Annotated in this window: 28 protein-coding genes and 1 pseudogene; 16 read left to right on the top strand and 13 right to left on the bottom strand. The window is 71.7% G+C overall.

Annotation, left to right across the window (positions count from 1 at the left end):
* Positions 1 to 138: DUF4193 family protein (locus Asi02nite_RS34270; RefSeq protein WP_203718213.1), on the bottom strand; the 138-nt coding region annotated here is incomplete at its 3' end.
* A gap of 403 nt (positions 139 to 541) precedes the next feature.
* Between Asi02nite_RS34270 and Asi02nite_RS34275 the strand changes: the two genes are divergently transcribed.
* Entirely contained in the window at positions 542 to 1057 is a 516-nt protein-coding gene (locus tag Asi02nite_RS34275; protein ID WP_308440192.1) for a LytR C-terminal domain-containing protein, read from the top strand.
* A 4-nt stretch (positions 1058 to 1061) separates the two neighbouring features.
* Here Asi02nite_RS34275 and Asi02nite_RS34280 read toward each other — a convergent pair whose 3' ends face one another.
* Positions 1062 to 1886 (bottom strand): inositol monophosphatase family protein, encoded by an 825-nt coding sequence (locus Asi02nite_RS34280; protein ID WP_203718183.1) that lies wholly within the window; start codon positions 1884 to 1886, stop codon positions 1062 to 1064.
* Between the two features lie 270 nt (positions 1887 to 2156).
* Here Asi02nite_RS34280 and Asi02nite_RS34285 point away from each other — a divergent pair, with 270 nt between their 5' ends.
* A complete protein-coding gene (locus tag Asi02nite_RS34285) occupies positions 2157 to 3737 on the top strand; it encodes an RNA polymerase sigma factor (RefSeq protein WP_203718184.1) in 1581 nt (526 codons plus the stop codon).
* A 9-nt stretch (positions 3738 to 3746) separates the two neighbouring features.
* Here Asi02nite_RS34285 and Asi02nite_RS34290 read toward each other — a convergent pair whose 3' ends face one another.
* Entirely contained in the window at positions 3747 to 4094 is a 348-nt protein-coding gene (locus Asi02nite_RS34290; protein WP_203718185.1) for a DUF3099 domain-containing protein, read from the bottom strand.
* 73 nt (positions 4095 to 4167) lie between these two features.
* Here Asi02nite_RS34290 and Asi02nite_RS34295 point away from each other — a divergent pair, with 73 nt between their 5' ends.
* The 3 genes from Asi02nite_RS34295 to Asi02nite_RS34305 are packed head-to-tail and all read left to right on the top strand — an operon-like array spanning position 4168 to position 5435.
* Positions 4168 to 4452 carry a hypothetical protein gene (locus Asi02nite_RS34295; RefSeq protein ID WP_203718186.1) on the top strand — a complete coding sequence of 95 codons (285 nt, stop codon included), beginning with the start codon at positions 4168 to 4170 and terminating at the stop codon, positions 4450 to 4452.
* A gap of 3 nt (positions 4453 to 4455) precedes the next feature.
* A complete protein-coding gene (locus tag Asi02nite_RS34300) occupies positions 4456 to 4767 on the top strand; it encodes a YlcI/YnfO family protein (protein WP_203718187.1) in 312 nt (103 codons plus the stop codon).
* 5 nt (positions 4768 to 4772) lie between these two features.
* Entirely contained in the window at positions 4773 to 5435 is a 663-nt protein-coding gene (locus tag Asi02nite_RS34305; RefSeq protein WP_203718188.1) for an NAD-dependent epimerase/dehydratase family protein, read from the top strand.
* Positions 5436 to 5494: 59 nt separating this feature from the next.
* Here the strand turns inward: Asi02nite_RS34305 and Asi02nite_RS34310 are convergent, their stop codons facing one another.
* Positions 5495 to 6406 carry a carbohydrate kinase family protein gene (locus Asi02nite_RS34310; RefSeq protein ID WP_203718189.1) on the bottom strand — a complete coding sequence of 304 codons (912 nt, stop codon included), beginning with the start codon at positions 6404 to 6406 and terminating at the stop codon, positions 5495 to 5497.
* Positions 6403 to 7302: a pseudouridine-5'-phosphate glycosidase gene (locus Asi02nite_RS34315; protein WP_239127430.1), complete on the bottom strand. Its 900-nt coding sequence runs from the start codon at positions 7300 to 7302 to the stop codon at positions 6403 to 6405. Before Asi02nite_RS34315 ends, Asi02nite_RS34310 begins: the two co-directional genes overlap by 4 nt.
* A gap of 58 nt (positions 7303 to 7360) precedes the next feature.
* Here Asi02nite_RS34315 and Asi02nite_RS34320 point away from each other — a divergent pair, with 58 nt between their 5' ends.
* The 3 genes from Asi02nite_RS34320 to Asi02nite_RS34330 all read left to right on the top strand — a co-directional run bounded on the left by Asi02nite_RS34320 (position 7361) and on the right by Asi02nite_RS34330 (position 10108).
* Complete coding sequence (locus tag Asi02nite_RS34320) at positions 7361 to 7636, top strand: DUF3039 domain-containing protein (RefSeq protein ID WP_203718190.1); 276 nt, start codon at positions 7361 to 7363, stop codon at positions 7634 to 7636.
* Between the two features lie 14 nt (positions 7637 to 7650).
* The gene (locus Asi02nite_RS34325; protein WP_203718191.1) at positions 7651 to 8259 is read left to right on the top strand and encodes a trimeric intracellular cation channel family protein; all 609 of its coding nucleotides are present in this window, start codon (positions 7651 to 7653) and stop codon (positions 8257 to 8259) included.
* A gap of 112 nt (positions 8260 to 8371) precedes the next feature.
* Positions 8372 to 10108 (top strand): DEAD/DEAH box helicase, encoded by a 1737-nt coding sequence (locus Asi02nite_RS34330; RefSeq protein WP_275410428.1) that lies wholly within the window; start codon positions 8372 to 8374, stop codon positions 10106 to 10108.
* A 60-nt stretch (positions 10109 to 10168) separates the two neighbouring features.
* Here the strand turns inward: Asi02nite_RS34330 and Asi02nite_RS34335 are convergent, their stop codons facing one another.
* On the bottom strand, positions 10169 to 10414 hold the full coding sequence (locus tag Asi02nite_RS34335; protein WP_203718192.1) for a DUF7455 domain-containing protein: 246 nt from the start codon (positions 10412 to 10414) through the stop codon (positions 10169 to 10171).
* A gap of 311 nt (positions 10415 to 10725) precedes the next feature.
* Entirely contained in the window at positions 10726 to 11298 is a 573-nt protein-coding gene (locus Asi02nite_RS34340; protein ID WP_203718193.1) for an HhH-GPD-type base excision DNA repair protein, read from the bottom strand.
* A gap of 161 nt (positions 11299 to 11459) precedes the next feature.
* Between Asi02nite_RS34340 and darT the strand changes: the two genes are divergently transcribed.
* The 4 genes from darT (at position 11460) to Asi02nite_RS34360 (ending at position 15412) form a co-directional block, all read left to right on the top strand.
* On the top strand, positions 11460 to 12140 hold the full coding sequence (gene darT, locus Asi02nite_RS34345; RefSeq protein ID WP_203718194.1) for a type II toxin-antitoxin system toxin DNA ADP-ribosyl transferase DarT: 681 nt from the start codon (positions 11460 to 11462) through the stop codon (positions 12138 to 12140).
* A gap of 4 nt (positions 12141 to 12144) precedes the next feature.
* Entirely contained in the window at positions 12145 to 13203 is a 1059-nt protein-coding gene (gene darG, locus Asi02nite_RS34350; RefSeq protein WP_203718195.1) for a type II toxin-antitoxin system antitoxin DNA ADP-ribosyl glycohydrolase DarG, read from the top strand.
* Between the two features lie 59 nt (positions 13204 to 13262).
* A complete protein-coding gene (locus Asi02nite_RS34355) occupies positions 13263 to 13688 on the top strand; it encodes a cupin domain-containing protein (RefSeq protein WP_203718196.1) in 426 nt (141 codons plus the stop codon).
* Between the two features lie 113 nt (positions 13689 to 13801).
* Positions 13802 to 15412, top strand: coding sequence for a M28 family peptidase (locus Asi02nite_RS34360; protein WP_203718197.1), 1611 nt, complete (start codon positions 13802 to 13804; stop codon positions 15410 to 15412).
* A 45-nt stretch (positions 15413 to 15457) separates the two neighbouring features.
* Here the strand turns inward: Asi02nite_RS34360 and Asi02nite_RS34365 are convergent, their stop codons facing one another.
* Entirely contained in the window at positions 15458 to 15823 is a 366-nt protein-coding gene (locus tag Asi02nite_RS34365; RefSeq protein ID WP_203718198.1) for a VOC family protein, read from the bottom strand.
* A gap of 88 nt (positions 15824 to 15911) precedes the next feature.
* On the opposite strand from Asi02nite_RS34365, the gene Asi02nite_RS34370 reads away from it, so the two are divergent.
* Both Asi02nite_RS34370 and dtd read left to right on the top strand, forming a co-directional pair.
* On the top strand, positions 15912 to 17372 hold the full coding sequence (locus Asi02nite_RS34370; RefSeq protein ID WP_203718216.1) for a DUF7782 domain-containing protein: 1461 nt from the start codon (positions 15912 to 15914) through the stop codon (positions 17370 to 17372).
* Positions 17369 to 17791, top strand: a complete 423-nt coding sequence (gene dtd, locus Asi02nite_RS34375; protein ID WP_203718199.1) for a D-aminoacyl-tRNA deacylase — start codon at positions 17369 to 17371, stop codon at positions 17789 to 17791. Before Asi02nite_RS34370 ends, dtd begins: the two co-directional genes overlap by 4 nt.
* Positions 17792 to 17842: 51 nt before the next feature.
* On the opposite strand, the gene Asi02nite_RS34380 is transcribed toward dtd, so the two are convergent.
* Positions 17843 to 18631: a sporulation protein gene (locus Asi02nite_RS34380; protein WP_203718200.1), complete on the bottom strand. Its 789-nt coding sequence runs from the start codon at positions 18629 to 18631 to the stop codon at positions 17843 to 17845.
* Positions 18632 to 18850: 219 nt separating this feature from the next.
* On the opposite strand from Asi02nite_RS34380, the gene sigB reads away from it, so the two are divergent.
* Positions 18851 to 19807 carry an RNA polymerase sigma factor SigB gene (sigB, locus tag Asi02nite_RS34385; RefSeq protein WP_203718201.1) on the top strand — a complete coding sequence of 319 codons (957 nt, stop codon included), beginning with the start codon at positions 18851 to 18853 and terminating at the stop codon, positions 19805 to 19807.
* Positions 19808 to 19941: 134 nt separating this feature from the next.
* Here the strand turns inward: sigB and Asi02nite_RS34390 are convergent.
* The 4 genes and pseudogenes from Asi02nite_RS34390 to Asi02nite_RS34405 all read right to left on the bottom strand — a co-directional run bounded on the left by Asi02nite_RS34390 (position 19942) and on the right by Asi02nite_RS34405 (position 25118).
* Positions 19942 to 22423 (bottom strand): annotated as a pseudogene (locus Asi02nite_RS34390) (bifunctional acetate--CoA ligase family protein/GNAT family N-acetyltransferase).
* A gap of 123 nt (positions 22424 to 22546) precedes the next feature.
* Positions 22547 to 23077, bottom strand: a complete 531-nt coding sequence (locus Asi02nite_RS34395; RefSeq protein ID WP_203718202.1) for a GNAT family N-acetyltransferase — start codon at positions 23075 to 23077, stop codon at positions 22547 to 22549.
* Positions 23077 to 24255, bottom strand: coding sequence for an acetoin utilization protein AcuC (locus Asi02nite_RS34400; protein ID WP_203718203.1), 1179 nt, complete (start codon positions 24253 to 24255; stop codon positions 23077 to 23079). Before Asi02nite_RS34400 ends, Asi02nite_RS34395 begins: the two co-directional genes overlap by 1 nt.
* A gap of 26 nt (positions 24256 to 24281) precedes the next feature.
* Positions 24282 to 25118 (bottom strand): sulfurtransferase, encoded by an 837-nt coding sequence (locus Asi02nite_RS34405; protein WP_203718204.1) that lies wholly within the window; start codon positions 25116 to 25118, stop codon positions 24282 to 24284.
* A gap of 91 nt (positions 25119 to 25209) precedes the next feature.
* Here Asi02nite_RS34405 and Asi02nite_RS34410 point away from each other — a divergent pair, with 91 nt between their 5' ends.
* Positions 25210 to 25893 (top strand): iron-dependent transcriptional repressor DtxR, encoded by a 684-nt coding sequence (locus Asi02nite_RS34410; protein WP_203718205.1) that lies wholly within the window; start codon positions 25210 to 25212, stop codon positions 25891 to 25893.
* Positions 25894 to 26481 lie beyond the last annotated feature (588 nt).

Genomic DNA, 26481 nt, shown 5'->3' on the forward strand with positions numbered 1-26481 from the left:
GAAGCTCTCGGCCACTTCGGCCTCGTCGACGTCAACAGCGCCCGACTGTGCGTCGGTCCGCCGGGCCTTGAGCTCTTCCAGGCTGTCCTCGCCGAGGTCGACCTCGTCGCGACGCGGGGCGTCGTAGTCGGTGGCCATCGGTCTCACTCTCCCGTATCGATAAGTCGCCTAGTTGTAACGCCAGGCGACGGTGTTTCGGTTCCCGGTCGGCCGCGGAACTTCGGGGCGCGGACCTGACGGGCGCCCGCGAGCGCGGTACCTTACCTGCCCCTGCGGGAGGCATGTATACCGCCCTCGTGGCCCTCTAAGACGCTCTTCGGCCCGAAGTTGTTCCCGATGTGACTCAGGCGACACGAAGATAGGTGTCCGACGCCGTGGATCACGTTCGGCGCGCCGGGGATGTCCCGGGTGTTTCCGCGCGTCCGGCGGACAACCGTTAACCTCGGTCGCAGACCGGGTGACCGAGGCCACGCCACAAGGCATGCCAACCGTGCCACCTCCACAGTCACCAGCACGGGAGCCGGAAATGACCTTTGCACGGGTGCGAGCGCTCGTGATCGTGGGCGTGCTCGGCGCGCTCGCCTTGGCCTTCGTGGTCTACGCGCTCGTCGACGACTCGCAGAAGGGTCGCACGCTGGCGGCACAGTGTCCGGAGGGTTGGCCGGTCGTCGATCTGACACTCAAGAAGGCCGACGACATCAAGATCACTGTCTACAACGCGACCGACAAGCCGGCGCTCGCCGAGTCGGTCGCCAACGACTTCGCCAACCGCAAGTTCCAGGTGCTCAAGAAGGGCAACTCGAAGACCGCGGTCGACAAGGTGGCCCTGCTCCGCTTCGGCCCCGAGGCGGTCGCCAGCGCCCACGTGATCCGGGCCTACTTCCTCGACGAGGCCGACACCGAGTACGACCCGGCCCGCAAGGGCGACGTCGTCGAAGTGGTGATCGGCGACCAGTTCAAGCAACTGGCCACCTCGACCGAGGTCAACCAGTCGCTTGTGGAACTGGCCGCGGGCGGCGAGCCGAAGCTGCCGCCGCAGTCCTGCCCCGCGCCGTAACGGCTCAGGGCCCGCCGGCCGCGTCGAACTCCGCGAGCAGGTCGGTCAACGGGCCGAAGATGGCCGGCGGCGCCGCCACCGTCATGTCGTTGCCCGCCGGCCGGCCGTCGAGCCCACCGACCAGCAGGCCCGCCTCGCTGGCGATCAGCCCGCCGGCGGCCCGGTCCCAGGGGTTGAGCCCCTTCTCGAAGTAGGCGTCGAAGCCGCCCTCGGCGGCCAGGCACAGGTCGATCGCGGCCGCGCCGAACCGGCGGATGTCGCGGACCCGGGTGATCAGCCGGGCCAGCACCTCGGCCTGGTGGGCGCGGCGTTTCGCGTCGTAGCCGAAGCCCGTGGCCACAAGGGCCTGCGCCAGGTCGGTCTGGGCCGAGCCGGTCAGCCGCCGCTCGCCCCGGAACGCGCCGCCGCCGAGCGTGGCCGTCCACTCGTCGCCGGTGGCCGCGTTGCGCACCACACCCGCCACGACCACCCCCTCGACCTCAGCGGCCAGGGAGACGGCGTACACGGGCAGACCGTAAAGGTAGTTGACCGTCCCGTCGATGGGGTCGACGATCCAGCGCACGGCGCCGTCGCCGGCCGTGCCGCCGAACTCCTCGCCCAGGACGGTGTCGCCGGGCCGCAGCGCGCCCAGCGCCGCGATCACCTGGCGCTCCACCGCGCGGTCGGCCGCCGTGACGACGTCGGTGTCGGTCGATTTCGTGGAAACACCGGAGACTCCCTCCGCCCGCATGCTGCGCGCCGTGTCGGCCGCCTCGCGCGCCACGGTCACCGCGATGGCCAGAAGCTCCGCCGCCTGAGTTGCCCACGGATCCGGCGTGTTGTCGCTCATCAGTCCCCCTTCAATACGGTTACGATTTTGTCAAAGTCCATCGTTTGCTTTCCGCCGGCAGCCGCCATCGCGCGGCCGGGCCGCTGTGCAGGCGTGCGCCGTGCGATGTTTTGCCGCGGGCGGCGTTACAATTCACGCCTGCTCACCTGTCACGAACTTCCCCCGCGGGGCCGGTTCGTGGCTCGGGGGCCCAACTACCTTTGAACCTGGCCCACCGCATCGCTGGTTCCTACCGGCTGTGCCCGCTCGATCGCCTCCGGAAGGTCATTCGTGACAGAGCCACGCCAACCCGGCGCAGACGTCCGCTCGATCGCCGAGATTTTGATCGCCCACGCCCAGCGCGGGGGCGGCAACATCACGTCGGCGGAGGTCCAGCGCACGGTCGAGTCGGCCGATGTGACCCCGGCCCAGGCCAAGAAGATCTTGCGCGCGATCGTCGACGCCGGCGTCACCGTGGTGATCGATGGTTCGGCGAGCACGAAGCGCAAGGTGGCCGCGGCCCGCTCGGCGACGCCGGCCTCCCGCGCGACCACCGCCAAGGCCACCGCGGCCAAGAAGGCCGCTCCCCCCAAGCAGGCGCCGGCCGTCGGCGAGGCCGCCGCGGCCAACGGTGCCGCCCCGGCACCGGCCGCCGCGGCCAAGGCCGCCCCCGCCAAGGCGACGCGGGCCAAGGGCCCCGCCAAGGCGACCAAGGCGGCGGCCAAGCCAGGCGAGGAGCCCAAGGGCGAGCCGACCGAAGGCCCCGAGGGCGAAGAGATCGATCCCGAGGAGCTCGCCGCCGAGATCGAGGACGTGGTGGTCGAGGAGCCGGCCGAGCTGGTCCGGGCCGCCGCGACCGACGCCGCCTCGACCGCGACCGACAACGACTTCGAGTGGGACGACGAGGAGTCCGAGGCCCTCAAGCAGGCCCGCCGTGACGCCGAGCTGACCGCGTCCGCCGACTCCGTCCGGGCCTACCTCAAGCAGATCGGCAAGGTCCCGCTGCTCAACGCCGAGCAGGAGGTCGAGCTCGCCAAGCGGATCGAGGCCGGCCTCTACGCCTCCGAGCAGCTCCGGGCCGCCGACGAGCGCGACGAGAAGCTGCCCATCCAGATGAACCGCGACCTGGGCTGGATCTCCCGCGACGGCGAGCGCGCCAAGAACCACCTGCTGGAGGCCAACCTCCGGCTCGTGGTCTCGCTGGCCAAGCGTTACACCGGCCGCGGCATGGCCTTCCTCGACCTGATCCAGGAAGGCAACCTCGGCCTGATCCGCGCGGTCGAGAAGTTCGACTACACCAAGGGCTACAAGTTCTCGACCTACGCGACGTGGTGGATCCGGCAGGCGATCACCCGCGCCATGGCCGACCAGGCCCGCACCATCCGCATCCCGGTGCACATGGTCGAGGTCATCAACAAGCTGGGTCGCATCCAGCGCGAGCTGCTCCAGGACCTGGGCCGCGAGCCCACTCCGGAGGAGCTCGCCAAGGAGATGGACATCACGCCGGAAAAGGTCCTCGAGATCCAGCAGTACGCACGGGAGCCGATCTCGCTCGACCAGACCATCGGCGACGAGGGCGACAGCCAGCTCGGCGACTTCATCGAAGACTCCGAGGCGGTCGTGGCCGTCGACGCGGTCTCGTTCTCGCTGCTGCAGGACCAGCTCCAGCAGGTGCTGCAGACGCTCTCCGAGCGCGAGGCGGGCGTGGTCCGGCTGCGCTTCGGCCTCACCGACGGTCAGCCGCGCACGCTCGACGAGATCGGCCAGGTCTACGGGGTGACCCGCGAGCGGATCCGGCAGATCGAGTCCAAGACCATGTCGAAGCTGCGCCACCCGTCGCGCTCGCAGGTCCTGCGCGACTACCTCGACTGACGACGAAGGTTACGGTTCCGCGTCGATCGTCTTGTGCGGCGCGGAATCGCCCGTCGGCTGTGTCGGCAGGGCGGGCGGGCCCGTGTGGTCGCCCTTGTGGAAATGCCGGTATTTCTCCTTGGGCGGCCGGTCGTTGGCCAGCAGCACCGCGGTCCACGGCAGCACCACGGCGGCGGCGCCCACGAGCAGGAGCCAGAGCCACATCATCGGTGGCCGGGTCGCGACCAGCACCGCGAACACGATCACGCAGACGGCACGCAGCGACATCATGAACACGTAGCGATGCGTCCGGCGGCGCAGCTGGTCGTCCTGGCTGCGTTCGGCGTCGGTGATCAGAACAGGTCGACCCGACTTCACCCTTCCATCCAAGCACCACCTCGGGGTATGCGCGACGGCGCGGTCCGTGTTACGTCCGTGGTACGTTGAGGGTGTGGGCCGCCGGTACAGCTTCACCGACGACGCGTTGAGCAACCTCGCGGTCTACGACGTGACACCCGGCGAGGTCTGGGAGGCCCTGCACGGCACCCGGCGGGTCATCCGGCACCTCGACGAGCTCACCGTGGTCTACGCCGCCAGCCGGCGCGGCCGGCGGCTCGTGGTCCTGCTCGCCGAGACGGAACACGACGACCACGACTTCGACATCCTCTCGGCGCGCGCGATGACCGACACGGAGATCAAGCGCTACGAGGAGACCGTTGGCGGTTGGGGGCGGTAGGCCGTGGACAGAGACCAGGCGATCAAGCGGTTCCACGAAGGCGGCGCGGACTTCGCCGACCTGATCAGCGACGGAGCGCCCGGCGACCTGCCGGTGCCCGACACCGAGCAGCCGATGGTCAGCCGGTCGGTGCGCCTCCCGCTGCACACCTACGAACGGGTCCGGGCCGCCGCCGACGCGCGCGGCATCGGCGTCACCACGCTGATGCGGCAGTGGATCGAGGCGGGGCTCGCCGACCTCGACGACTCGGCCACGGTGTCCCTGGCCGACCTGCGCCGGGCACTGGCCACCCTGCCCCGCAACCACGCGGCCTGACGCGGATGCGCGTCCTGCTGACCGGCACGACCGGCATGGTCGGTCAAGGGGTCCTGCGCGAGTGCCTGAACGCGCCCGACGTGTCCGAAGTGGTCTCCCTGGGCCGCTCCCCGCTCAACGCCGACCACCCCAAGCTGCGCTCGATCGTCGTGACCGACCTGTTCGACCTCGACGGCGTCGGCGACGGGCTGGCCGGCATCGACGCCTGCTTCTTCTGCCTCGGCGTCTCGTCGGTGGGGATGAGCGCGGAGACCTACGAGCGGATCACGTACGACCTGACGCTCGGTGTCGCCGACGCGCTGGCGGCGCGCTCCCCCGGCGCGACCTTCGTCTACGTCTCCGGCGCCGGCACCTCCGAGACCTCCCGGCAGCGGTGGGCCCAGGTCAAGGGGCGCACCGAGCGCGAGCTCCTCGAGCGTTTCCCGCAGCGGGGCTACATGTTCCGGCCCGGGTTCATCCAGCCGTTGCACGGCATCCAGCCGCGCAGCCGGTTCTATCGCGCCCTGATGGCCGGCGGCGGTTGGCTGATCCCGCTCGTCCGCCGCGCGGCGCCCCGCCAGGTCGTGACGACCGAGGAGGTCGGCCGCGCGATGCTCACCGTGGCCCGCACCAACCCACCGACCCACGTCGTCGGCAATCCCGAGATCGCGGCCCTGGCCCGCTCCTAGGACCGCAAGGAACGGTCCGTTGTTAACGCATGTGCGTTAACAACGGACCGTTCCTTGCGTCAGGGACGGGCGCCGACGCTGACCACGGCGCGGGCGCCGGCGGCCACCGCGGCCGTCAGGCAGGCGCGTGGGTCGCCGCCGGCCAGCCAGGCCGTCAGCAGGCCGGCCGCGAACGCGTCACCCGCGCCGGTCGGGTCCACGACGGTCGCGCTGACCGCCGGCACCGCCACCTCGTCGCCGCCCGCGCCGGCCCAGACCGCGCCCGCGCCGCCGCGCTTGACGACCACCGCCGCGCCCAGCTCCGCCGCGAGCGCACGCGCCTTGTCCCGGCGGTCGGCGGCCAGCACCGCCGCCTCGTCCTCGTTGGCCAGCAGCAGGTCGACGCCGCGTACCCAGGACCGGAAGGCGGGACCCCCGACCTGCCGCAGCGGGGCCGCGGAGGCAGCGTCGACGCTCACCGTCAGCCCCAGCCCCCGGGCCACCGCCAGCGCCCGCAGGCCGGCCGGTCGCGACCGCTCGTCGAGCAGCGCGTAGCCCGACAGGTGCAGGTGCCCCGCACCACCGACGGCCAGCGCCGCGGCGACCTCGTCCGGGTCGAGCAGCAGGCTGGCGCCGCGGTCGGTGACCATCGTCCGCCGGCCGCCCTCGGCCAGCACGATCACGGTGCCGGTCGGGGCGCCGGCGCGCGGGGGCAGCGGGCAGTCGACCCCGGCGGCCGCGAGCTCCGCGAGCCGGGCCGCGCCGGCCGCGTCGTCGCCGACCGCCGCCAGCAGCGTGACCGGCAGGCCGTGCCAGGCCAGCCAGGCCGCCGTGTTCGCCGCCTGGCCACCACCGGTGAACCGGATCGACGCGGCGGTGTCGGTGTCCGCCGCCGGCGGCCCGGCGAGCACGGCGACGACGTCGGTGACGAGGTCGCCCACTACGGCGACCCGGCTGGCTCTGCCGCCAAGATCGTCAGCGCTTCTTCTCATGCGGCCGCGGCGGCGATCCGGGCGGCCAGGTCGGCGTTGCGGAGGATGATCCGGACGTTGACCTCGAGGCTGGCCCCGCCGGTGTGCTCGTGGAACCAGCCCAGCAGGAACGGCGTGACCGCCTTGCCGGTCACCCCCTCCCGCTCCAGCGCGGCCATGCCCTCGGCCAGCGTGCGGTCGTGCAGGGCCGGGTCGAGTTGCTCGCCCGCGGGCAGCGGGTTGGCGATCACCAGCGCGCCGCGGTGCACGCCCTGGGCGGCCCGGGCAGTGATGGCGCGGGCGGCCTCCTCGGGCGAGTCCAGCGACCAGTCGACGCCGAAGCCGCTGTCGCTCAGATAGAAGCCGGGGAACCGCAGCGTCCGGAAGCCGGCCACGGCCACGCCGAGGGTCTCCAGCCGCTCCAGCGTCGCGCCGACGTCCAGGATCGACTTGACCCCGGCGCAGACGACCGCGATCGGGGTGCGCGCCAGCGTGACCAGGTCGGCCGACTCGTCGTAGGGCGCGTCCCGGTGCACGCCGCCGAGCCCGCCGGTGGCGAACACCCGGATGCCGGCCGCGGCCGCGATCGCGCTGGTCGCGGCGACCGTGGTGGCGCCGTCGACGCCCTTGGCCGCGGCCACCGCCAGGTCGCGGGCCGACAGCTTGGCCACGCCGTCGGCGTCGGCCAGGTGGGTGAGCTGGGCATCGTCCAACCCGACGTGTACGCGGCCGCCGAGCACCGCGATGGTCGCCGGGACGGCGCCGGCCGCCCGTACCGTCGCCTCGATCTCGCGGGCGACCTTCAGGTTGTCGGGGCGGGGCAGCCCGTGCGCGATGATCGTGCTCTCCAGGGCGACCACCGGCCGCCCGGCGCCCAGCGCATCGGCCACTTCCGGCGCTAATACCAAGTCGTTCACGTTGTCACCGTACGGGTGGCCAGGTGCGGCAACCGCACCTACCTGGCAGACTTGATTGGTGACCAGTCCTAGCGTCCCCGACACCAGCGGCACGATTCTCGAGCGTCCCGTCGAGACGCCGTACGAGCAGGGCGACCACGAGCGGTTCTCGCACTACGCCGACCGCGACAAGATCACCGAGGCCATGGTCCTCGGCACCCCCGTCAAGGCGCTGTGCGGCAAGGTCTGGGTCCCGTCGCGCGACCCCAGCCGCTTCCCGGTCTGCCCCGAGTGCAAAGAGATCTTCGAAGACGACCACCGGTTCTACGACGAGGACCCCAAGTCCGACGGCTGATCTAGAGTTCGGCGGTGTCACCCACCGCCGCACTCCTGCTCGCCGACCTCCTCGGCGTGGCCGTCTTCGCCGCATCCGGCGCATCCGCCGCAGTGGTCAAGCGACTGGACCTGTTCGGCGTCTGTTTTGTCGGGTTTGTGGCTGCCCTCGGCGGCGGCATCGTCCGTGACCTCGTCGTCAATCAGGCCCCTCCCCTGGCCTTCGACGACTGGCGCTACGCCGTTGTGGCAGCTCTCACAGCCGTCGCGGTCTTCTTCTTCCACCCGCAGCTCGCCCGGCTCCGCCGGGTCGTCGTCGTGCTCGACGCGGCCGGCCTGGCCCTGTTCACCGTCACCGGCACCCTGGTCGCCCTGCGGGCCGGCGTACCGCCCGTCGGCGCCTGCCTGCTCGGCATGATCGCCGCGATCGGCGGTGGCGTGGCCCGGGACCTCCTGCTCGGCGAGATCCCGATCGTGCTGCGCCGGGAGATCTACGCGGTGGCCGCCCTGATCGGCGCGGTCGCGGTGATGGGCCTGTTCCGCGCGGACCTGACCGGCTGGCCGATGGTCGGGGCGGGCACGCTGGTCTTCGCCGTCCGGCTCGTCGCCATCCGCCGCAACTGGAACACCGCACCGCCCTCCTGATGCGTTCGTCACCCTTGTGTCTGCTGGGGATCACGGTGCCGGCGTGGTTATGCTGAGACCCGCCTTCGCCTCACCGCGAGGGCGTTTTTCGTGACGTGAGGGGGGCGCCGCAGTGGTAGCGAAACCATCGCTGGAGACGTTCCCGGCACTGCGGGCGTGGCAGCGCAAGGCGATGGTCGACTACCTGCGGCGCCGGTCCGACGACTTCATGGCGGTCGCGACGCCGGGCGCCGGCAAGACCACGTTCGCTCTGCGGATCGCCGCCGAGCTGCTCAACGACGGCACCGTCGACGCCGTGACCGTGGTCGCGCCGACCGAGCACCTCAAGACGCAGTGGGCGCAGTCGGCGGCCCGGGTCGGCATCCAGCTCGACGCCGCGTTCCGCAACGCCGACCTGCACTCCTCCGCCGACTTCCACGGTGCGGTCGTCACGTACGCCCAGGTCGGCATCGCACCGCAGGTGCACCGGCGGCGGACCATGACCCGCCGGACGTTCGTCATCCTCGACGAGATCCACCACGCCGGCGACTCGCGCTCGTGGGGCGACGGGGTCAAGTCCGCGTTCGAGAACGCGACCCGGCGGCTGATGCTGACGGGCACGCCGTTCCGGTCCGACGACAACCCGATCCCGTTCGTGACGTACGAGCGCGGCGAGGACGGCCTGCAACGGTCCCGGGCCGACTCGGTCTACGGCTACTCCGACGCGCTGCGCGACGCGGTCGTCCGCCCGGTCATCTTCCTGGCCTACTCCGGCGAGACCCGCTGGCGCACCAGCGCCGGTGACGAGCTCGCGGCCCGGCTCGGCGAGCCGATGACGCAGGACCTGGTGGCCCAGGCCTGGCGCACGGCGCTCGACCCGACCGGCGACTGGATGGTCCAGGTGCTCCGGGCCGCCGACGCGCGGCTGCAGGTCAAGCGGGCCGGCGGGATGCCCGACGCCGGCGGGCTGGTGATCGCGACCGACCAGCAGAACGCCCGGTCGTACGCGAAGCTGATCGAGCGGGTGACCGGCGAGAAGGCCGTCGTGGTCCTCTCCGACGACGTCGGCGCGTCGGCCCGGATCGCCGCGTTCGCGGCGTCCGACCAGCGCTGGATGGTCGCGGTCCGGATGGTGTCCGAGGGTGTCGACATCCCGCGGCTGGCCGTCGGCGTCTACGCGACGAGCGCGTCGACCCCGCTCTACTTCGCCCAGGCGATCGGCCGGTTCGTCCGGGCCCGCCGCCCCGGTGAGACCGCCAGCGTGTTCCTGCCCAGCGTGCCGCACCTGCTCGGGCTGGCCAGCGAGATGGAGGCCGAACGCAACCACGTGCTCGGCAAGCCCAAGGAGGACGACGGCCTCGACGACGCGCTGCTCGAGCGGGCACAGCAGACCGAGGACGCCAGCGGCGAGCTGACCAAGCGGCACGAGATGCTGTCGGCGACCGCCGAGCTGGACCAGGTGATCTTCGACGGTGCCTCGTTCGGCACGGGCGCGCTGGCCGGCACGCCCGAGGAGGAGGAATACCTGGGGTTGCCCGGCCTGCTCACGGCCGACCAGGTGGCCACGCTGCTCAACAAGCGCCAGGCTGACCAGCTCGCGGCACAGAAGCGCCGGCCGGCGGCGGACGGGGCGGGTGGTGCCCGTGTGGTGGGGATGACCGCGGCGCCGCCGGCGCCGGTCTCGGCGGGCGAGCGAAGGGTCGTCCTGCGCCGTCAGCTCAACGCTCTGGTCGCGGCGCACCATCACCGGACAGGACTACCCCACGGGAAGATCCACGCGGAGCTGAGGCGTCTGTGCGGCGGCCCGCCCAGTGCCCAGGCGACGATCGAGCAGCTCGAGGAGCGGATCGCGACGGTACAAACCCTCTAGAACGAAAAGAACCGGCCGGAGCCCCGTGCGGGGTTCCGGCCGGTCTGGGCTTCGTTCGGATCAGTTGGCGGAGTTCGACGCCATGAGGTCGGCGCCGCGCCACTGGAAGTCCGGGTCCGCCGCGAACTGAACCGTGATCTTCACCAGGTCGTCGGCGTACTTGTTGGCGTGGTGCCCGCAGAACACGAGCTCGCCCCCGCCCGCCATGGTGATCCGGAGCTTGCCGGCCGCGTTGCACCGGTCGCACCGTTCATCGGTTGCTGGGGGAACCACCGTGCCAGGCGGCGGCGTGAGAGTGGGGGTCATCGCCTTCCTCCTTCGTCACCGATGAACATCATCCTTCGGTCTTTACTCACCTATCGTGCAACACCCGGTGGTGCTGCGGCCTTCCCAAGATGCCCCCGGGGGACCCAGGTCACACCTTGGTTGGTGACAGTGTGCCGGCACCCAAGGGGGCCGCGTCAATGATCTCGCTCGGACAACCCGCTTCTGACGTGGATCTATTGACGTAGCGTGTCGAAAAGGTGACTCACCGTTGGGTCAAGGGCCTCTGCCACGGTATCCTGACAGCGCCTGTGTGGCACCTGCCGGACACGCCCAAACGGGGGATCCGGCGATTACCCGACAGACTTCGCGGCGGCCTTCATGGCCTTCTTGTAGTCGCGCACCTTGCCCAGGCTCGCGTCGTCAACGATATCGGCCACGGACATGTGCGCACCCTCCTCCCCGTAGGCACCGGCCGCCTCGCGCCAGCCCGCCGGCTGCACGCCGTAGCGCTTCCCGAGCAGCGCGACAAAGATCTGCGACTTCTGCTTGCCGAACCCGGGCAGCTCCGCCACGCGCCGCAGCAGGTCCCGCCCGTCGGCGGCCTGCGTCCACAGCCGCGCGGTGTCACCGTCGTAGCGGTCCACCAGCAACCGGCAGACCTCCTGCGTACGGGTCGCCATGGCCTTGGGAAAGCGGTGCAGCGCCGGCGGCCCGGCGAAGATCCGGATCAACTCGTCGGTGTCGAACCCGGCGATCTCCTGGGCGGTCGGCTCGTGCCCGAGCCGCTGTGACAGGACATAGGGGGACGTAAACGCCTTTTCAAGCTTGTCCTGTTGGTCCAGCGTCATGCCGATCAACAGCGCGAGCGGGCTCCGGTCGAGCAGCGCGTTCGCCTCCGGCGGGATGGGCAGCGAGAACGTCATGCGGACCATCTTCGCCGACCGCCGCCCGCGCCGTCAGGCCGCCTCAGCCCAGATACTCGATCCCCTCGGCGCGCTCGCGCCGCGCCTGAGCCGACTGCGACTACAGTCTCCTCCCGGACACGCCGGCCGAACGCGCAAGCACAGCCAGGGAGCCCTCGGAGATGCCTGACGTGAGTGGCGCGGGTCCAAGGGATCAATGGATTTACCACTTCACCCACATGGACAACCTCCAGCGGATCTTCAGTACGGGTCGCTTGCTCTGCGACGTCGCAGCCCGCGACGGACAGACCCGTACCGAAGTCGGCGATCCGGCAATCAAGCAGTCCCGGCGCCTACGCCCGGTCCTTGCGGGTCCGGGCGGACTCGTCGGAGACTACGTGCCGTTCTATTTCGCGAGTCGGTCTCCGATGATGTACCGCATCGCGTGCGACCACCGCGACAGCAAGCCGGACTGCTATGCCGGGGGTGATCGACCCCTCGTCTACCTCGTCACGACCATCGGCGCGGTCGTAGACGCGGGACTCGCCTGGGTTGGTACGGATGGCAACGCTGCCACTGCGACAAGCGAGTTCACCGCTGACCTGGGTTCACTCTCAACGATGGTCGATTGGCCGCTCATGATGGCCGAGCGCTGGAGCAATGCGCAGGACGACATGGACCGCCAACGCCGGCGGCAGGCCGAGTTCCTCGTCCACGACGCCTTGCCGACTCAGCTCATCCGATGGATTGCGACGTACAGTGATCAACATCGCTCACAGGCAGGACGCCTGATCAGCGGCCACCCGCTCGCTGAGCGAATAATCGTCAGACCCAAGTGGTACTACGGGTTCGAGCGGAGGTGAGGAGATGATCGAGGAAGGTCGCGGCAACTTGCTGACGGCTGACGTGGAGGCGCTGGTCAACACCGTCAACACCGTCGGGGTTATGGGCAAGGGCATCGCCCTCCAGTTCAAGCGGGCATTCCCCGCCAACTACCGGGCCTACCGCGCTGCTTGCGCTCGGGGGGATGTTCAGTTGGGGCATGTGTGGCCCTTCGACACGGGAGTGTTGGGCCATCGGCGGTACATCCTCAATTTCCCTACCAAGCAACACTGGCGGAGTGCGTCAAGGCTCGAAGACATCGCGTCAGGTCTTGCGTCACTGGTTGAGACAGTGCGGCGACTCGAGATACGTTCTGTGGCAATCCCCGCCCTGGGATGCGGGAACGGCGGGCTCGCGTGGAGCGAGGTTCTCCCGTTGATCGAGAATGCTTGCGCCCAGATTCCAAGCGTCCGTGCGGTGGTGTTCCCACCGACAGGAGCGCCCGAGCCCGCGGCGATGCCGAACGCGACACCGCGACCGCGGCTGACGCCGATGCGGGCACTCTTGCTCGTTGCCGTCGATCGCTACCTCGTCCGCGCCCGGCTCCAGGAGGTGCGCGAGGGAGTCAGCGAGCTGGAGATCCAGAAGCTGGCGTACTTCCTGCAGGTTCTCGGGGCACCGACACGCTTGAAGTTCACGCGAGGGAGCTACGGCCCCTACGCCGCCGACCTGAGTCATGTGCTGGGCGACCTGGAAGGCCATTACCTGACCGGCATCGGTGACCGCTCCGCTCCCGTGACCACCTTCGCTCCGATCAACCCCGCTCCGGGAAGCGTTCCGGCGGCGCAAGCCGTGCTCGCGCACGACCGAACTGCCGACGAACGCATCAATACCCTGCTGAGCCTCCTGGACGGCTTCGAAACCCCGTACAGCCTCGAACTGTTGGCGACCGTCCATTTCGCCGCTCACTGTCTCCCGCGCACCGATAACGCCGACGAGCTGACCAGGCGGGTCGAATCCTGGAGTCTCCGCAAGGCTCGCATGTTCACCGACAAACATGTTCGGATCGCCACTAACCGCCTGGCGGAGCGCAACCTTCTTTGACGCGGCGGCCCCGCAGACCGAGCGCCAGCAGGCTTCTTCTGAAAGATATCGTCGCCGGCATGACGCATCCCTGGATCACCGAGCTCGGGCTGACGGCGCACCCGGAGGGCGGCTGGTACGCCGAGACCTGGCGGTCCGCGCACACCTTCGAGCCGACCGGGTACGCGGGCCCGCGCGCGGCCGCGACCGGCATCTACTTCGCCCTGCTGGCCGGCGAGGAGTCGGCGTGGCACCTGGTCCGCTCCGACGAGCTGTGGCTCTGGCACGCGGGCGGCCCGCTGGCGCTGCGCCTCGGCGGTTCCGGCGCGGAGCCGGCCGAGGTCGAGACCGCCGTGCTGGGCCCGGACGTGGCGGGCGGCGCGCGGCCGCAGCTGCGCGTACCCGGTGGGGTGTGGCAGTCGGCTCTGCCCCTGACCGCCGAGCCGGTGCTGGTGAGCTGCGTCGTTTCGCCCGGATTCGACTTCGCCGATTTCAGGATGGTGTGATCCGTTCGACCGAACGGCCGTTTTGATCATCGCTCGTCTATGCGATGGTCTGGGTTCGCCCGGCGCGGGGGCATGGAGGCCGGGCGTGGCGAACGGCGAGGAGAGTTCACATCGTGGTGTCCCGCACCGTCCGCAAAACCCTGGCGGCGATCGGCGCTGCCAGCCTGGTGGGTGCCCTGGCACTGGCCAACCCGGCCCAGGCCACCTCCAACAACAACTCCGTACGCAAGCTCACCAAGGCGGTGACCCTCGGGGGCGTGCTCCGGCACGAGATCGCCTTCCAGGCCATCGGCAGCCTCAGCGGTGGCAACCGCGGCTCGGGCCTGGTCGGCTACGACCGCAGCGCCGACTACGTGGCGACGCTGATGCGGCTGGCCGGCTACGAGGTCACCCGGCAACCGTTCGAGTTCAACTTCTTCGAGGCGTTCGGCTCGGCCTTCGAGCAGGTGTCGCCGAACCCGACCGTTTACGCGGAGGGTGTCGACTACAGCCTGGCCGACTACTCCGGGTCCGCCGACGTGACGGCCGCGGTCGTCCCCGTCGACCTCGCGCTGACGCCGCCGCGGGCGTCGACGTCGGGCTGTGAGCCGGGCGACTTCGACCCCGCCGTCGTGACCGGCAAGATCGTGCTGCTGCAGCGCGGCGGCACCAACTGCGGATTCGGCCTGAAGGTCGCCAACGCGGAGGCCGCGGGCGCCGCGGCGGTCATCCTGATGAACCAGGGCAACGGCACCCCGGAGGCCAACCCCGACCGCTACAACCTGCTGCTGCCCACGCTCGGTGCGCCGGCCGGCATCCCGGCCGTCGGCGTCTCCTACGCGACGGGCGAGGCACTCGCCAACACCCCGGGGCTCACCGTCCGGATCATGGCGGACACCACGTCAGAGGTCCGCCAGACCGAGAACGTGATCGCCGAGTCCCGTGGCGGCGACGCGACCGAGGTCGTCATGGCCGGCGCCCACCTCGACTCCGAGCCCGACACGGTCGGCATCAACGACAACGGCAGCGGCTCGGCCGCGCTGCTCGAGGTCGCGCTGCAGATGGCGAAGACGAAGACGCCCCACAAGACCAGGTTCGCCTGGTGGGGCGCCGAGGAGTCCAACCTGGTGGGTTCGACCTTCTATGTCGGAGAGTTGACGGCCGAGCAGCAGGCGAACATCGCGCTGTACCTCAACTTCGACATGATCGCGTCGGCCAACTACATCCTGGGCGTGTACGACGGCGACGACTCGGCCGCCGAGGGCGCGGGGGCGGGCCCCCCGGGCTCGGCCGAGATCGAGGCGGTCTTCCAGGACTTCTTCGCCGACCGCGACCGGCCCACCCGGGCGGCTGATTTCACCGGCCGGTCCGACTACGGCCCGTTCATCGCGACGGGCATCCCGGCCGGCGGTCTCTTCACGGGCGCCGAGGTCCTGAAGACGGCGCAGGACGTCGCCGACTACGGCGGTGTCGAGGGCGCGCAGTACGACCCCTGCTACCACGACCCGTGCGACAGCCTGTTCCCCGTCCGCAACGGCGCGGACGCGGCGCTCTACAAGGAACTCGACCGCCAGTACGACATGCTGGGCAACCTCAACCTCGAGGCCCTGGACATCAACTCCGACGCGATGGCGACGGCGATCCTCACGTTCGCCCTCGACACGTCGTCGCTGCCGGAGCGCGCGGCGGCCGCGACAGCCCGCACCGCGGGCCCGGTGTTCGTCGGCAAGGAAGGCTCCATCTAGCACGACGTCGCGAGCGAGGGCCCTTCCCGGCTTCGGGAGGGGCCCTCAGCGCCGCCAGGGGTGGTGGATCAGGCAGAACTCGTTGCCTTCCGGGTCGGCCAGGACCGTGAAGCCCTCGTCGCCCGTCTGGCCGACGTCCGTGCGGGTCGCACCGAGGGTTACCAGGCGGTCGACCTCCTCGGCCACGTGACCGTCCGGGGCGTAGAGGTCCGGATGGGCGCGGTTCTTGCTCCGCTTGTCGCCCCCGCCGGGCTGGAGCCAGACCGTCAGCGCCCCCGGACCGGCGTCCGCCGGCGGACGCAGGTGCTGGCCGTCGGCGTCGATCTCGTAGCCCAGCGCCGCCGACCAGAACGCCGCCATCCGGGCCGGGTCGCGGACGTCCAGCGTCCACTGCGTGAATCGGCTGACCATGCCGCCGACTCTGCCAGCGGGCCGCCATGATCGCCGGGTGGCGGCGGCGACGACAGCCGGGGCTGGCAGGATGCCGTACGTGTCCGACATGCTCCTGCCCCCCGATGGTGTCGCGCGGTTGCGGGACGCGCTCCAGGCGACCGGTTTCACCTCGGCGGGGATCGCCGCACGGCTCGGGCCGGCGGCCACCGCCGCGGTCGCGCGCAACGACTTCCGGGCCGCCCTGCGGATCACCGAGGACCGCGACCCGCTCAGCACGCTGATCCGGGTCTTCGTCTGCGCGCAGAGCGAGCCCGTCGAGGCCGTCGCCGCCGCGCTCGCGCCGCTGGACTTCGCCGAGGCGTTCGACGCCGGGCTGGTCGAGGCGGCGCCGGGCGGCCTGGTGCGGCAGGGCGTCGACCTCGAACCGTACGGCGACTCCTGGTGGGTGCTCTCCGACGTGCCCTCGTCGGCCCGGCCCGACCAGCCGCTGCGCCCCGACCACGTGCTCGGCATCGGCGGCGCCTCCTCGACCCTGGTCTCCGCCGCTATCCGCCGGCCGGTCGGCACCGCGCTCGACCTCGGCACCGGGTGTGGCGTACAGGCGCTGCACCTCGCCACCCACGCCGGGTCGGTCACCGCGACCGACCTGTCGCAGCGGGCCTTGCGGTTCGCCGCCACCACCGCGGCGCTCAGCGGGCAGCAGTGGGAGATGCTCGGCGGCGACCTGGTCGCGCCGGTCCGCGGCCGGCGGTTCGACCTCGTCGTCAGCAACCCCCCGTTCGTGATCGGGCCCGGCACCACCACGCACACCTACCGCGACTCGGGACGGGCCGGCGACGCGGTCTGCGCCGAGCTCGCCGCAGCCGCGCCGGACCTGCTCGCCGAGGGCGGCGTGATGCAGTTCCTGGCCAACTGGGAACACGTCGCCGGTGAGGACTGGGGCGACCGGGTCGCCGGCTGGTTCGCCGGCACCGGGCTCGACGCCTGGGTGATCCAGCGCGAGGTCGCGGACCCGATGGCGTACGTCGGGCTGTGGCTCGCCGACGCCAACGAGGACGGCGACCCGGCCCGCGCCGCCGCCTGGCTCGACTGGTTCGACGCCAACGACGTCGAGGCGATCGGGTTCGGCCTCGTCACGCTGCGCCGGTCCGGGCACGACGACCCGGTCGTCCGCGTGGAGGACCTGCGCCAGCAGACGCAGCAGCCGCTCGGCGACCAGATCGCCGCCTGGTTCGACCGGCAGGACTTCGTCCGGGGTGCCGACCTGCTGGCCGCCCGCTACCGCACCGCGCCGGGCCTGCGGCTCCAGCAGGAGGCCACGCTGGGTGACGAGGGCTGGGCGGTGGACCGGCAGGTGCTGGTGATGCCGTCGGGGCTGCGCTGGAGCGAGGAGGTCGACCCGCTGGTGCTCGCCCTGGTCAGCGGCGCCGACGGGCAGGTGCCGCTGCGCGACCAGCTCGCGGTGCTGGCCGCCGCCCACGAGGTCGCCGAGGAGGACCTGGCCGACGCCGCCGGGCCGATCGTGGCGCACCTGGTCGAGCGCGGCATCGTGGAGCCGGTCGCGTGAGGGCGCTGGTCCAGACGGTCTCGCGCGCGTCGGTGACCGTCGACGACGAGGTCGTGGGGTCGATCTCCGACGGGTTGCTGGTGCTGCTCGGGGTCACCCACAGCGACGATCCCGCCAAGGCCGACACGCTCGCCCGCAAGGTCTGGGAGCTGCGGATCCTCGACGACGAGAAGTCGGCGAGCGATGTCGGCGCACCCGTCCTGGTGGTCAGCCAGTTCACGTTGTACGCGGACGCGCGCAAAGGGCGCCGGCCGAGCTGGTCCGCCGCGGCACCGGCCGAGGTGGCCGAGCCGCTGGTGACCGCGTTCGCCGACGCCCTGCGGAACCGTGGCGCGCACGTCGAGACGGGCCGGTTCCGGACCCACATGCTCGTGGAGAGCGTGAACGTGGGCCCGCGAACCGTGGTGCTGGAGCTGTAAGGAACGGTCCGTTGTTAACGCTATGCGTTAACAACGGACCGTTCCTTACAGCTAGCCGAACAGGCCCCGCTTGCGGAGGGACTGCTCGAGCCAGCCGTGCAGCTGGGCGGCCCAGTCGGTCTGGCCGGCGGTCGCGTAGTCGACGTTGAACCGGCCGAACGTGTCGTGGCCCTCGGTGAACAGGCCGCCGCGCTTGTCGAGCTCCAGCACCACCTGCAGGTGCTGTGGCGTGGCCAGGAAGGTCACCTCGAGCTGGTTGCTCGCCCGCGCGTACTGCGGCGGCGGGTAGAACTCGATCTCCTGGTAGAACGGCAGGCTCTGCTGGACGCCGTAGACGCGGCCGCTCTCGACGTCGGCCCGGGAGAACCGGAAGCCGAGCCGGAGCAGGCCGTCGAGGATGGCCTCCTGGGCCGGCAGCGGGTGCACGGCCACGGCGTCGAGGTCGCCCTTGTCGACCGCGCGGGCCACCTCGAGCTCGGTGCGCAGCGCCATCGTCATGCCGTGCAGGTGCTGCCCGTACACCTCGGTGATCGGGGTCTCCCAGGGCACGTCGAAGCGGAACGGGATGTCGTAGCGCTGCTTGGGCTCCAGGCGGAAGGCGCCGGTCGCGCGCTGGCGGTGGAACTCGGTCGTCGAGTCGTACTCGGCATCGCCGCTCTCCACCTCGACCCGGGTGACCATGCCGAGGGCGACGTACTCGATGTCGACCGCGTGGTCGCCGCCCTCGACGTGGATCTGGCCCTCGAGGAAACCGCCGGGGCGGCAGTTGGGGTTGGACAGCACCGTCTCGACGGACGGCCCACCGACGCCCAAGGCCTGCATCATTCGCTTGAAGACCACGACGTGCCTTTCTGGTGTGAAGTTGTCGAGCAGACTAGCCGCCGGCGGCAACGGCACACGGTCGTGACGCGGTTCCGACCCTCAAATGCCGCAAGTCAGGCATATGGGCTCCCGGATTCATGCCACCCGCGGATTCTCCTCACCTCCGCTTCACGCCCCTTGCGGGAAGCTCTTCCCACGGCACACTCCGACGGTGTCGGGAAGCGGGGTAGCAGGAACATGAACGACTACGACCAGATCGACCTTGACGCCACCGACGAACGGGGTGTCTCCGCCGACCTCGTCCGGGCGTACCTCAACGGGATCGGCCGCACCAAGCTGCTGACCGCCGTCGAGGAGGTCGACCTGGCACGCCGGATCGAGGCCGGGTTGTTCGCCGACGAGAAGCTTGCGGCGGCCGACGTCCCCGACGGGCTCCGGGCCGATCTGGAGATCATCGCCCTGGAAGGGCGCGCCGCCAAGGACCGCCTCCTCGAGGCCAACCTGCGGCTCGTGGTCAGCATCGCGAAGCGCTACACCGGTCGGGGCATGGCGTTCCTCGACCTCATCCAGGAAGGCAACCTCGGTCTGATCCGCGCGGTCGAGAAGTTCGACTACGCGAAGGGCTACAAGTTCTCGACGTACGCGACGTGGTGGATCCGGCAGGCGATCACCCGGGCCATGGCCGACCAGTCGCGCACGATCCGCATTCCGGTGCACATGGTCGAGCAGGTCAACCGCATGGTCCGCGCCCGCCGCGACCTCGCCGTCTCGCTCGGCCGGGAGCCCACCGTGCCCGAGGTCGCGGTCGCGCTCGGCATGCCGGAGTTCCAGGTCATCGAGCTCATCTCGTACGACCGGGAGCCGGTCAGCCTCGACCAGGCCGTCGGCGAGGACGGCGAGAGCGCCCTCGGTGACTTCGTCGTCGGGGTCGACGCCCGCCAGGAGCCGGCCGACCAGGTGTCGGCGGGGATGCTCCGCAACGACGTCGAGATCGTGCTCTCCACGCTCTCGTCGCGCGAGCAGGCGGTGATCCGGCTGCGGTTCGGCCTCGACGACGGGCGCCAGCGCACCCTCGACGAGGTGGGGCGCGAGTTCGGGCTCTCCCGCGAGCGGATCCGGCAGATCGAGAAGGTGACGCTGCTCAAGCTGCGGCACCCGTCGCGGGCGCAGCGGCTGGAGGCCTACGCCTCCTGATCGTCCTTCCGGCCCCGCCACCTTTCTCCGGTGGCGGGGCCGATCCCGTCCTCCGGCCGCGCGCCGCGGTCGCGCTCGCCGCGTGCGGCCTGCTCGCCCTGGGTTGGTGGGGCTGGCGCAGCTTCGGGTGAGGCTCAGATGTGCCGCGGGCCTGTGTCCGGGCGGATGCCCGGGTCGCCGAACATCATCGTCGCGTGCAGGACCGACAGGCCGTCGGGGCGGGCCAGCACCGGGTGCAAAGAGAGCGAGCGCACCCGCGGCTGTTCGTCGGCCAACCGGCCCACGCGCAGCAGCAGGTCCACCAGGGCCGCGGTTGACGGGCCGCGCGCCGCGGTAGCCGTGCAGCAGCGGCGCCGCGCGGGGCTCGTCGACCAGGGCCGCCGCCGCGCGGTCGCTCAGCGGGGCCGCCCGCCACGCGCGGTCGCCCAGCAACTCGGTGGCCACGCCGCCCAGGCCGAAGCCGACCACGGGGCCGAAGGCCGGGTCCTCCATCATCTCCACGACGCACGGCACCCCGGCCGGGACCATCGGCTGCACCAGGACCTGCGGCCCGAAGGCGGTCGCCAGCTCGCGGTAGGCCACCCGTACCGCCGGCTCGTCGCGCAGGTCCAGGCGGACCGCGCCCAGGTCGATGCGGTGGCGCAGGTTCAGGCCCGCGGCCTTGAGCGCGACCGGCGGGCCGAGCCGCGCGGCCTCCGCCACCGCCTCGGGCGCGGAGTCCACCAGGGCGTCCGGCACGAGCGGGATCCCGTACGCGGCGAGCAACCCCTCGCGGTCGTCGTGCGCCACCGCCCGGCCCGCGGCGTCCAGGTCCACCCCGGACAGTGGCGGCACCACGCCGGGCGGCTGGCGGCGCCAGCGCGCGTACGCGGCGACCCGGCCCAGCGCCCGCGCCGCCTCCTCCACCGACGGGTAGGCGGGGATGCCGGGCGGCACACGCTCCACAAGGGACGTGACGACCACGGGCTTGTCGCCGGCCAGCGCCACGCTCGCGATCGTCGCCGCGAAGTCGGCGTCGTCCTCGACCACCTGGCCGGGCAGCGGCGGCGCGAGCACGACGGCCACCGCGTCGACACCGTCGTCGACGGCTGCCTCGGCGAGCCGATCACCGAACTCGTGCGCCCCGGCGACCGGCCCGACGTCGCTCGGGTAGCCGTCGGCCACCACGAGCCCGTTGGCCACGCACGCGGCGGCGGCCAGGGTGGTCAGCGCCGGCGAGTTGCCGACCACGCCGACCCGGCCCCCGCCGGGCAACGGCTGGGTGGCCAGCAGCGCGCCGACGTCGAACAGCTCCCCGACCGTGTCGACCCGGATCACCCCGGAACGGGCGAACAGCGCGCGGACCGCGGCCGGGTCGGGGCCGCGCTCGATGCCGCCCGGCGGCCGGGCCGGCGACGCGACCGCGACGATCGGCTTGTCGCGGCCGATCCCCCGGGCCAGACGGGCGAACTTGCGCGGGTTACCGAAGGACTCCAGGTAGAGCAGGATCACGTCGGTGCCGGGATCGTCACGCCAGTACTGCAGCAGGTCGTTGCCGGACACGTCGGCCCGGTTGCCGGCCGAGACGAATGTGGACAGTCCGATCCCGCGCCGGTCCGCCTCCGCGAGCAGCGCGACGCCGAGCGCGCCGGACTGGCTGAAGAACCCGATCCGGCCCGGCGCCGGCAGCCGCGGGGCCAGCGTCGCGTTGAGCCGTACCGCCGGGTCGGTGTTGGCGATGCCCAGGCAGTTGGGGCCGACGACCCGCATGCCGCCCGCGTGCGCCCGGCGGATAAGGTCGGCCTGCGCGGCGACGCCGGCCGGGCCCGCCTCCGCGAAACCGGCGCTGACGACCACCAGCGCGTGCAGCCCGGCCCGGGCCGCGTCGTCGATGACGGCCGCGACGCTCGCCGGTGGCACGGCCACGACACCGAGGTCCAACGGCACGCCGGCGTCCGTCGCCCGCGGCACGGCCGCGAGACCGCCGACCCGCGTCGCGTTGGGGTGCACCGGCACCACGGGGCCGGCGAAACCGCCGTCGCGCAGGTGCCCGAGCACGGCCGCGCCGACACCGTGGCCGCTGGCGCTCGCGCCGTACACCGCGACCCCGCGCGGCGCGAGCAGCCGGGCGATCGACCGTGCCTCGGTGCGGTGCTCCCGCCGCCACTGCACCTCGAGCGAGCTCTCGGTCGGCGCGATCGGGAACGCGAGATGCACCACCCCGTCCGCGTAGCGGCGCTCGACCTCGTACCCGAAATCGGCGAAGACCCGCAGCATCGTCGCGTTGGCCGGCAGCACCTCGGCGACGAACCGGCTGATCCCGGCGTCGCGGGCGGCCGCCGCCAGATACTCCATGAGCAGCGGACCGATGCCCCGGCCCTGGTACGCGTCCTCCACCACGAACGCGACCTCGGCGTCACCGGAGTCGGGGCCGAGCCGGTCGTACCGCCCGATCGCCACGATCCGCCCGCCGACCTCGACCACGAACGCCTCGCGCTCGCGGTGGTCGACGTTGACGAACCGCTGCAGGTCGCGTTCGGGAATCCGCGGGTACGGCGAGAAGTAGCGCAGGTAGCGCGTCCGCTCGGAGAACCGCGAGTGCGCGGCGACGACCTCCGGCGCGTCGGCCGGTCGCATCTGTCGCACATGGACGGTGGTGCCGTCACTCAGCAACACGTCCGCCGACCGCTCGGCGGCATTCTCGGTCACAGCGGCTCCGTCTTGGCTCGGTCTCCGTCCCTCACCATATGGCCGGGACGGTCATGGCCCGATCGTCTTGCGCATCTTGATCAAGGGCACCGGCGCCCCGCCCGAGGCGTCGGTGAGGTGCGCGACGGCGATGAATCCCGCCGACGCGTAGAGCGGCCGGCCGGCCAGGGTCGACACCAGCTCCACCTCGCGGAAGCCTTCGGCCCGGGCGGCCTCCTCACAGCGGCTCAGCACCAGCCGGCCCACACCGCGCCGGGTGTACGACGGATGGGTGTACATGGCCCGGATCCGGGCCGGTTGGGTGGCCGGGTCGAGCAGCGCGGCGTCGCGGCCGTCGGAGTGGTCGCCCCCGTAGAGCGTCGCCCGGCGGCTCCACCCGCCACAGCCCGCGACCGCTCCCTCCGATGTCTCCACCACGAAGTAGGTGCCGTCGTCGAGGAGTTGCGAGTCGATGCCCATGATGGCGCGGCTGGACGCGATCTGGGCCGGGTCGAGGTACGCCCGTTGGAGCTCGTCGATCACGGCCGTGACCACCGGCGCGAGCGCCGGGAGGTCCGCGTGGGTGGCGAGCCGGACGCGCATCAGTCGCGGGGGTCGAGCGGGTCCAGGCCGAGGAGCGGGAAGACCGCCGTGCGGGTCTGGGTGATCGCGCGGTCGACCGCGTCGTCGCTGGCCGGTTGCCAGGGCTCGAAACTCACGTCGCCGTCGTCGGTCAGGCGGGGTGGGATGTCGCGGCCGGGCACCCGGTGGGCGGCCAGCGCGCGCCAGCCCGCCGGGGTCGGCGTGCGTGGGTCGAGCGGGGCGCCCGTCGCCGTGGCCAGCAGGTGGGTCCAGGTGCGGGGGACGACCTCGACCAGCGCGTACCCTCCCCCGCCCGTGGCCACCCAGCGGCCCTCGCACAGCTCCTCGGCCAGGTCGCGCATGGCGATCTGGGCCGCGCGCTGGCCGTCGACGGTGAGCCGCAGGTCGGCCAGCGGGTCCAGCCGGTGGCTGTCGGCGCCGCACTGGCTGAACAGCAGTTGCGGGCGGAAGGCGCGCAGGACGCTGGGCACCACGGCGTGGAACGCGCGCAGCCAGCCGCGGTCGCCCGTACCCGGTGGCAGGGCGATGTTGACCGCACTGCCCTCCGCGCCCGGGCCGCCGATCTCCTCCGGGAAGCCCGTGCCGGGGAAGAGCGCGAGCGGCGACTCGTGCAGCGAGACGGTGAGCACGCGGGGGTCGTCCCAGAAGATCGCCTGGACGCCGTCGCCGTGGTGGACGTCGATGTCGACGTACGCGATGCGCTCGGCGCCCTGGTCGAGCAGGCGGGCGATGGCGACGGCCGGGTCGTTGTAGACGCAGAAGCCGGACGCCCGGCCCGGCATCGCGTGGTGCAGGCCGCCGGCGACGTTGACCGCGTGCCGGGCCTCGCCGCGCCAGACCGCCTCGGCCGCGGCGATGGTGGCGCCGGCGACCAGGGCGGAGGCGTCGTGCATGTGGTCGAAGACCGGGTTGTCGGGGCTGCCGAAGCCGTACCCGCTGAAGAACGGGTCGTGCGGCGCCGCCTTGACGGCGTCGATGTAGTCGGCCCGGTGCACGCGGGCGAGCGCGGCGTCGTCGGCCGGGGTCGGCTTGACGGTCCGGACGCCGGCGCGGTCGAGGATCCCCAGCTCGCGGGCCAGCGCCATGGTCAGCTCGACCCGCACGGGGTCCAGTGGATGATCACCCAGGTCGTACCCGAGCAGGTCCTCGTCCCACACCACCACGGCGCCGTCCGGCATGGCGCCATCGTGCCATGTCTGCCGCGTCACTCGCCTCCGGTCGCGACCGGGCGGCTCGGGTCGGTGACCCAGTCGCTCCAGGAGCCGACATACAGAGCGGCGTCGGTACGCCCGGCGCGGTGCAGGGCCAGCACGGTGTGGGCAGCGGTGACGCCGGAGCCGCAGTACGCGCCGACCGGCTCGTCGTCCCGGACGCCGCTGGCCGCGAACGCCTGTTTCAGGTCGGCGGCGGCGCGCAGCTTGTTGTCGGTCGTGGTGTTGTCGGTGGTCGGGCGGTTGACGGCGCCGGGGATGTGGCCGGCGACCGGGTCGACCGGCTCGATCTCGCCGCGGAACCGTGGGGCGACGCGGGCATCGAGCAGCGTGCCTTGTTTCGCGAGCTTCGCCGCGTCGTCGGCCGTGAGGGTGGGCAGGGCGCCGGGTTTGACGTCGATGTCGCCATGGGTGATTTCGGGCGTTTCGGTGGTGATGGGGTGCCCCTGGTCGCGCCAGGCTTGCAGGCCGCCGTCGAGGACCCGGGTGTCGCGGTGGCCGGCCCAGCGCAGGATCCACCAGGCGCGGGCGGCGGCCTGACCGTCGCCGGCGTCGTACACGACGACCGGTTTGTCGTTGGTCACGCCCTTGGCCCGCAACGCCGCCTGGAGGGTGGCCGGGTCGGGCAGCGGGTGCCGGCCGTGCCGGCCCGGTGCGCCGGCCAGTTCGGTGTCGAGGTCGACGAAGACGGCGCCGGGGATGTGGCCCTCGGCATAGTCCTCGCGACCGGGCCGGCCACCGAGCCGCCAGCGCGCGTCGAGCACGCTGGTGCCGGGCAGGGCGGCGAGCAACTCATCGGGGTCGATCGTGAGATCATCGGCGGAAACCACGCGCTCCAGTGAACACCCGCCCCGCGCCGTTCACGGCCCCGGGGTTGTCGGTGTCGCGAGGTAATATCGACAGCTAGGAGGGCCTTCTGCCGTGAATCACCTTGTCGACACGACCGAGATGTATTTGCGCACCATCCTCGAGTTGGAAGAGGAAGGTGTGCCCCCGCTGCGCGCCCGCATCGCGGAGCGGCTGCACCAGAGCGGCCCGACCGTCAGCCAGACCGTCGCCCGCATGGAACGCGACGGCCTCCTCACCGTCGAGGGCGACCGCCACCTGCTGCTGACCGACCTCGGCCGCGAACAGGCGGTCTCGGTCATGCGCAAGCACCGCCTCGCGGAGCTGCTGCTGGTCAACGTGATCGGCATGCCCTACGAGGAGGCACACGAAGAGGCGTGCCGCTGGGAGCACGTGATGAGCGACGCGGTGGAGCAGAAGGTCTACGACCTGCTGAACCGCCCGACCCGGTCGCCCTACGGCAACCCGATCCCGGGTTTGGACGCGCTCGGCAACCCACCGGTGGAGCTCGACGGCTTCGACCACAAGGAGCGCAACCTGGCGTTCCCGGGCTTGACGGGCCAGGTGATCGTGCGCCGCATCTGCGAGAGCGTGCAGACCGACTCGGACGTGCTGCGCCAACTGCACGCGGCGGGCGTCGACCCGGGCGCGACGGTCACGGTGGCCCAGGAACGCGACGGCGTCATGATCGACCGCTCGGGCGACCAGGTCCGCCTACCCCGCGAGGTCGCCTCACGGGTGTTCGTGGCGGCCCACTGACCCACAGCTTTCTTGGCGGCGGCCCGCCCCTTCGGGGGACGGGCCGTCGCCTGATTTCGCGCCCGAACGGGTGGCGAGTGGTCCCTCTTGGTGGTGAATTGCACCACTGCCCGCCATGCGAGCAGGCCTCGTTAACCGTCGCGGCATGTGACCTCGCCCATCTCGTCCAGGCGAGCAGCAAGCGCGAGCGACGGCAGGAACTGGCTCTCGCGGGCAGGTCTTCTTTGTCAGCGGCGGGCTGCCCGCCCACGTTGCGGTCGACGCCGTGGCTTGCCAGGCGTGAGGTGCGGGCGACGTATGCGGCATGTGACCTCGCCCATCTCGTCCGGGCGAGCAGCAAGCGCGAGCGGCGGCAGGAACTGGCTCTCGCGGGCAGGTCTGTGTCAGCGGCGGGCTGCCCGCCCACGTTGCGGTGGACGCCGTGGCTTGCCAGGCCGTGCGGTGCGGGGCCGCTGCGGTTCGAGGCCTTGTCCTTGTGTCGCGGGCCTGGCAGGGACGGGCCCCCTGGGCCCGGCCCGGTGTCCGGCGGGAGCAGCGGTCGTGCCCACGACGAACCCGGGACCAGATCCAGATCTTGATCTTTCTCCG

Origin of the sequence: Asanoa siamensis (assembly GCF_016862555.1) — a bacterium.
Classification (GTDB): domain Bacteria; phylum Actinomycetota; class Actinomycetes; order Mycobacteriales; family Micromonosporaceae; genus Asanoa; species Asanoa siamensis.

What these genes read in the sequence shown, in the direction of transcription:
- Asi02nite_RS34340 (WP_203718193.1), bottom strand. Translation starts at nt 11,298, where the DNA reads ATGACGTTCTCGCTGCCCATCCCGCCGGAGGCGAACGCGCTGCTCGAC.
- Asi02nite_RS34305 (WP_203718188.1), top strand. Translation starts at nt 4,773, where the DNA reads ATGCGCGTCCTGCTGACCGGCACGACCGGCATGGTCGGTCAAGGGGTC.
- darT (WP_203718194.1), top strand. Translation starts at nt 11,460, where the DNA reads ATGCCTGACGTGAGTGGCGCGGGTCCAAGGGATCAATGGATTTACCAC.
- Asi02nite_RS34365 (WP_203718198.1), bottom strand. Translation starts at nt 15,823, where the DNA reads ATGGTCAGCCGATTCACGCAGTGGACGCTGGACGTCCGCGACCCGGCC.
- Asi02nite_RS34355 (WP_203718196.1), top strand. Translation starts at nt 13,263, where the DNA reads ATGACGCATCCCTGGATCACCGAGCTCGGGCTGACGGCGCACCCGGAG.
- darG (WP_203718195.1), top strand. Translation starts at nt 12,145, where the DNA reads ATGATCGAGGAAGGTCGCGGCAACTTGCTGACGGCTGACGTGGAGGCG.
- Asi02nite_RS34395 (WP_203718202.1), bottom strand. Translation starts at nt 23,077, where the DNA reads ATGCGCGTCCGGCTCGCCACCCACGCGGACCTCCCGGCGCTCGCGCCG.
- Asi02nite_RS34400 (WP_203718203.1), bottom strand. Translation starts at nt 24,255, where the DNA reads ATGCCGGACGGCGCCGTGGTGGTGTGGGACGAGGACCTGCTCGGGTAC.
- sigB (WP_203718201.1), top strand. Translation starts at nt 18,851, where the DNA reads ATGAACGACTACGACCAGATCGACCTTGACGCCACCGACGAACGGGGT.
- Asi02nite_RS34280 (WP_203718183.1), bottom strand. Translation starts at nt 1,886, where the DNA reads ATGAGCGACAACACGCCGGATCCGTGGGCAACTCAGGCGGCGGAGCTT.
- Asi02nite_RS34335 (WP_203718192.1), bottom strand. Translation starts at nt 10,414, where the DNA reads ATGACCCCCACTCTCACGCCGCCGCCTGGCACGGTGGTTCCCCCAGCA.
- Asi02nite_RS34370 (WP_203718216.1), top strand. Translation starts at nt 15,912, where the DNA reads ATGCTCCTGCCCCCCGATGGTGTCGCGCGGTTGCGGGACGCGCTCCAG.
- Asi02nite_RS34310 (WP_203718189.1), bottom strand. Translation starts at nt 6,406, where the DNA reads ATGAGAAGAAGCGCTGACGATCTTGGCGGCAGAGCCAGCCGGGTCGCC.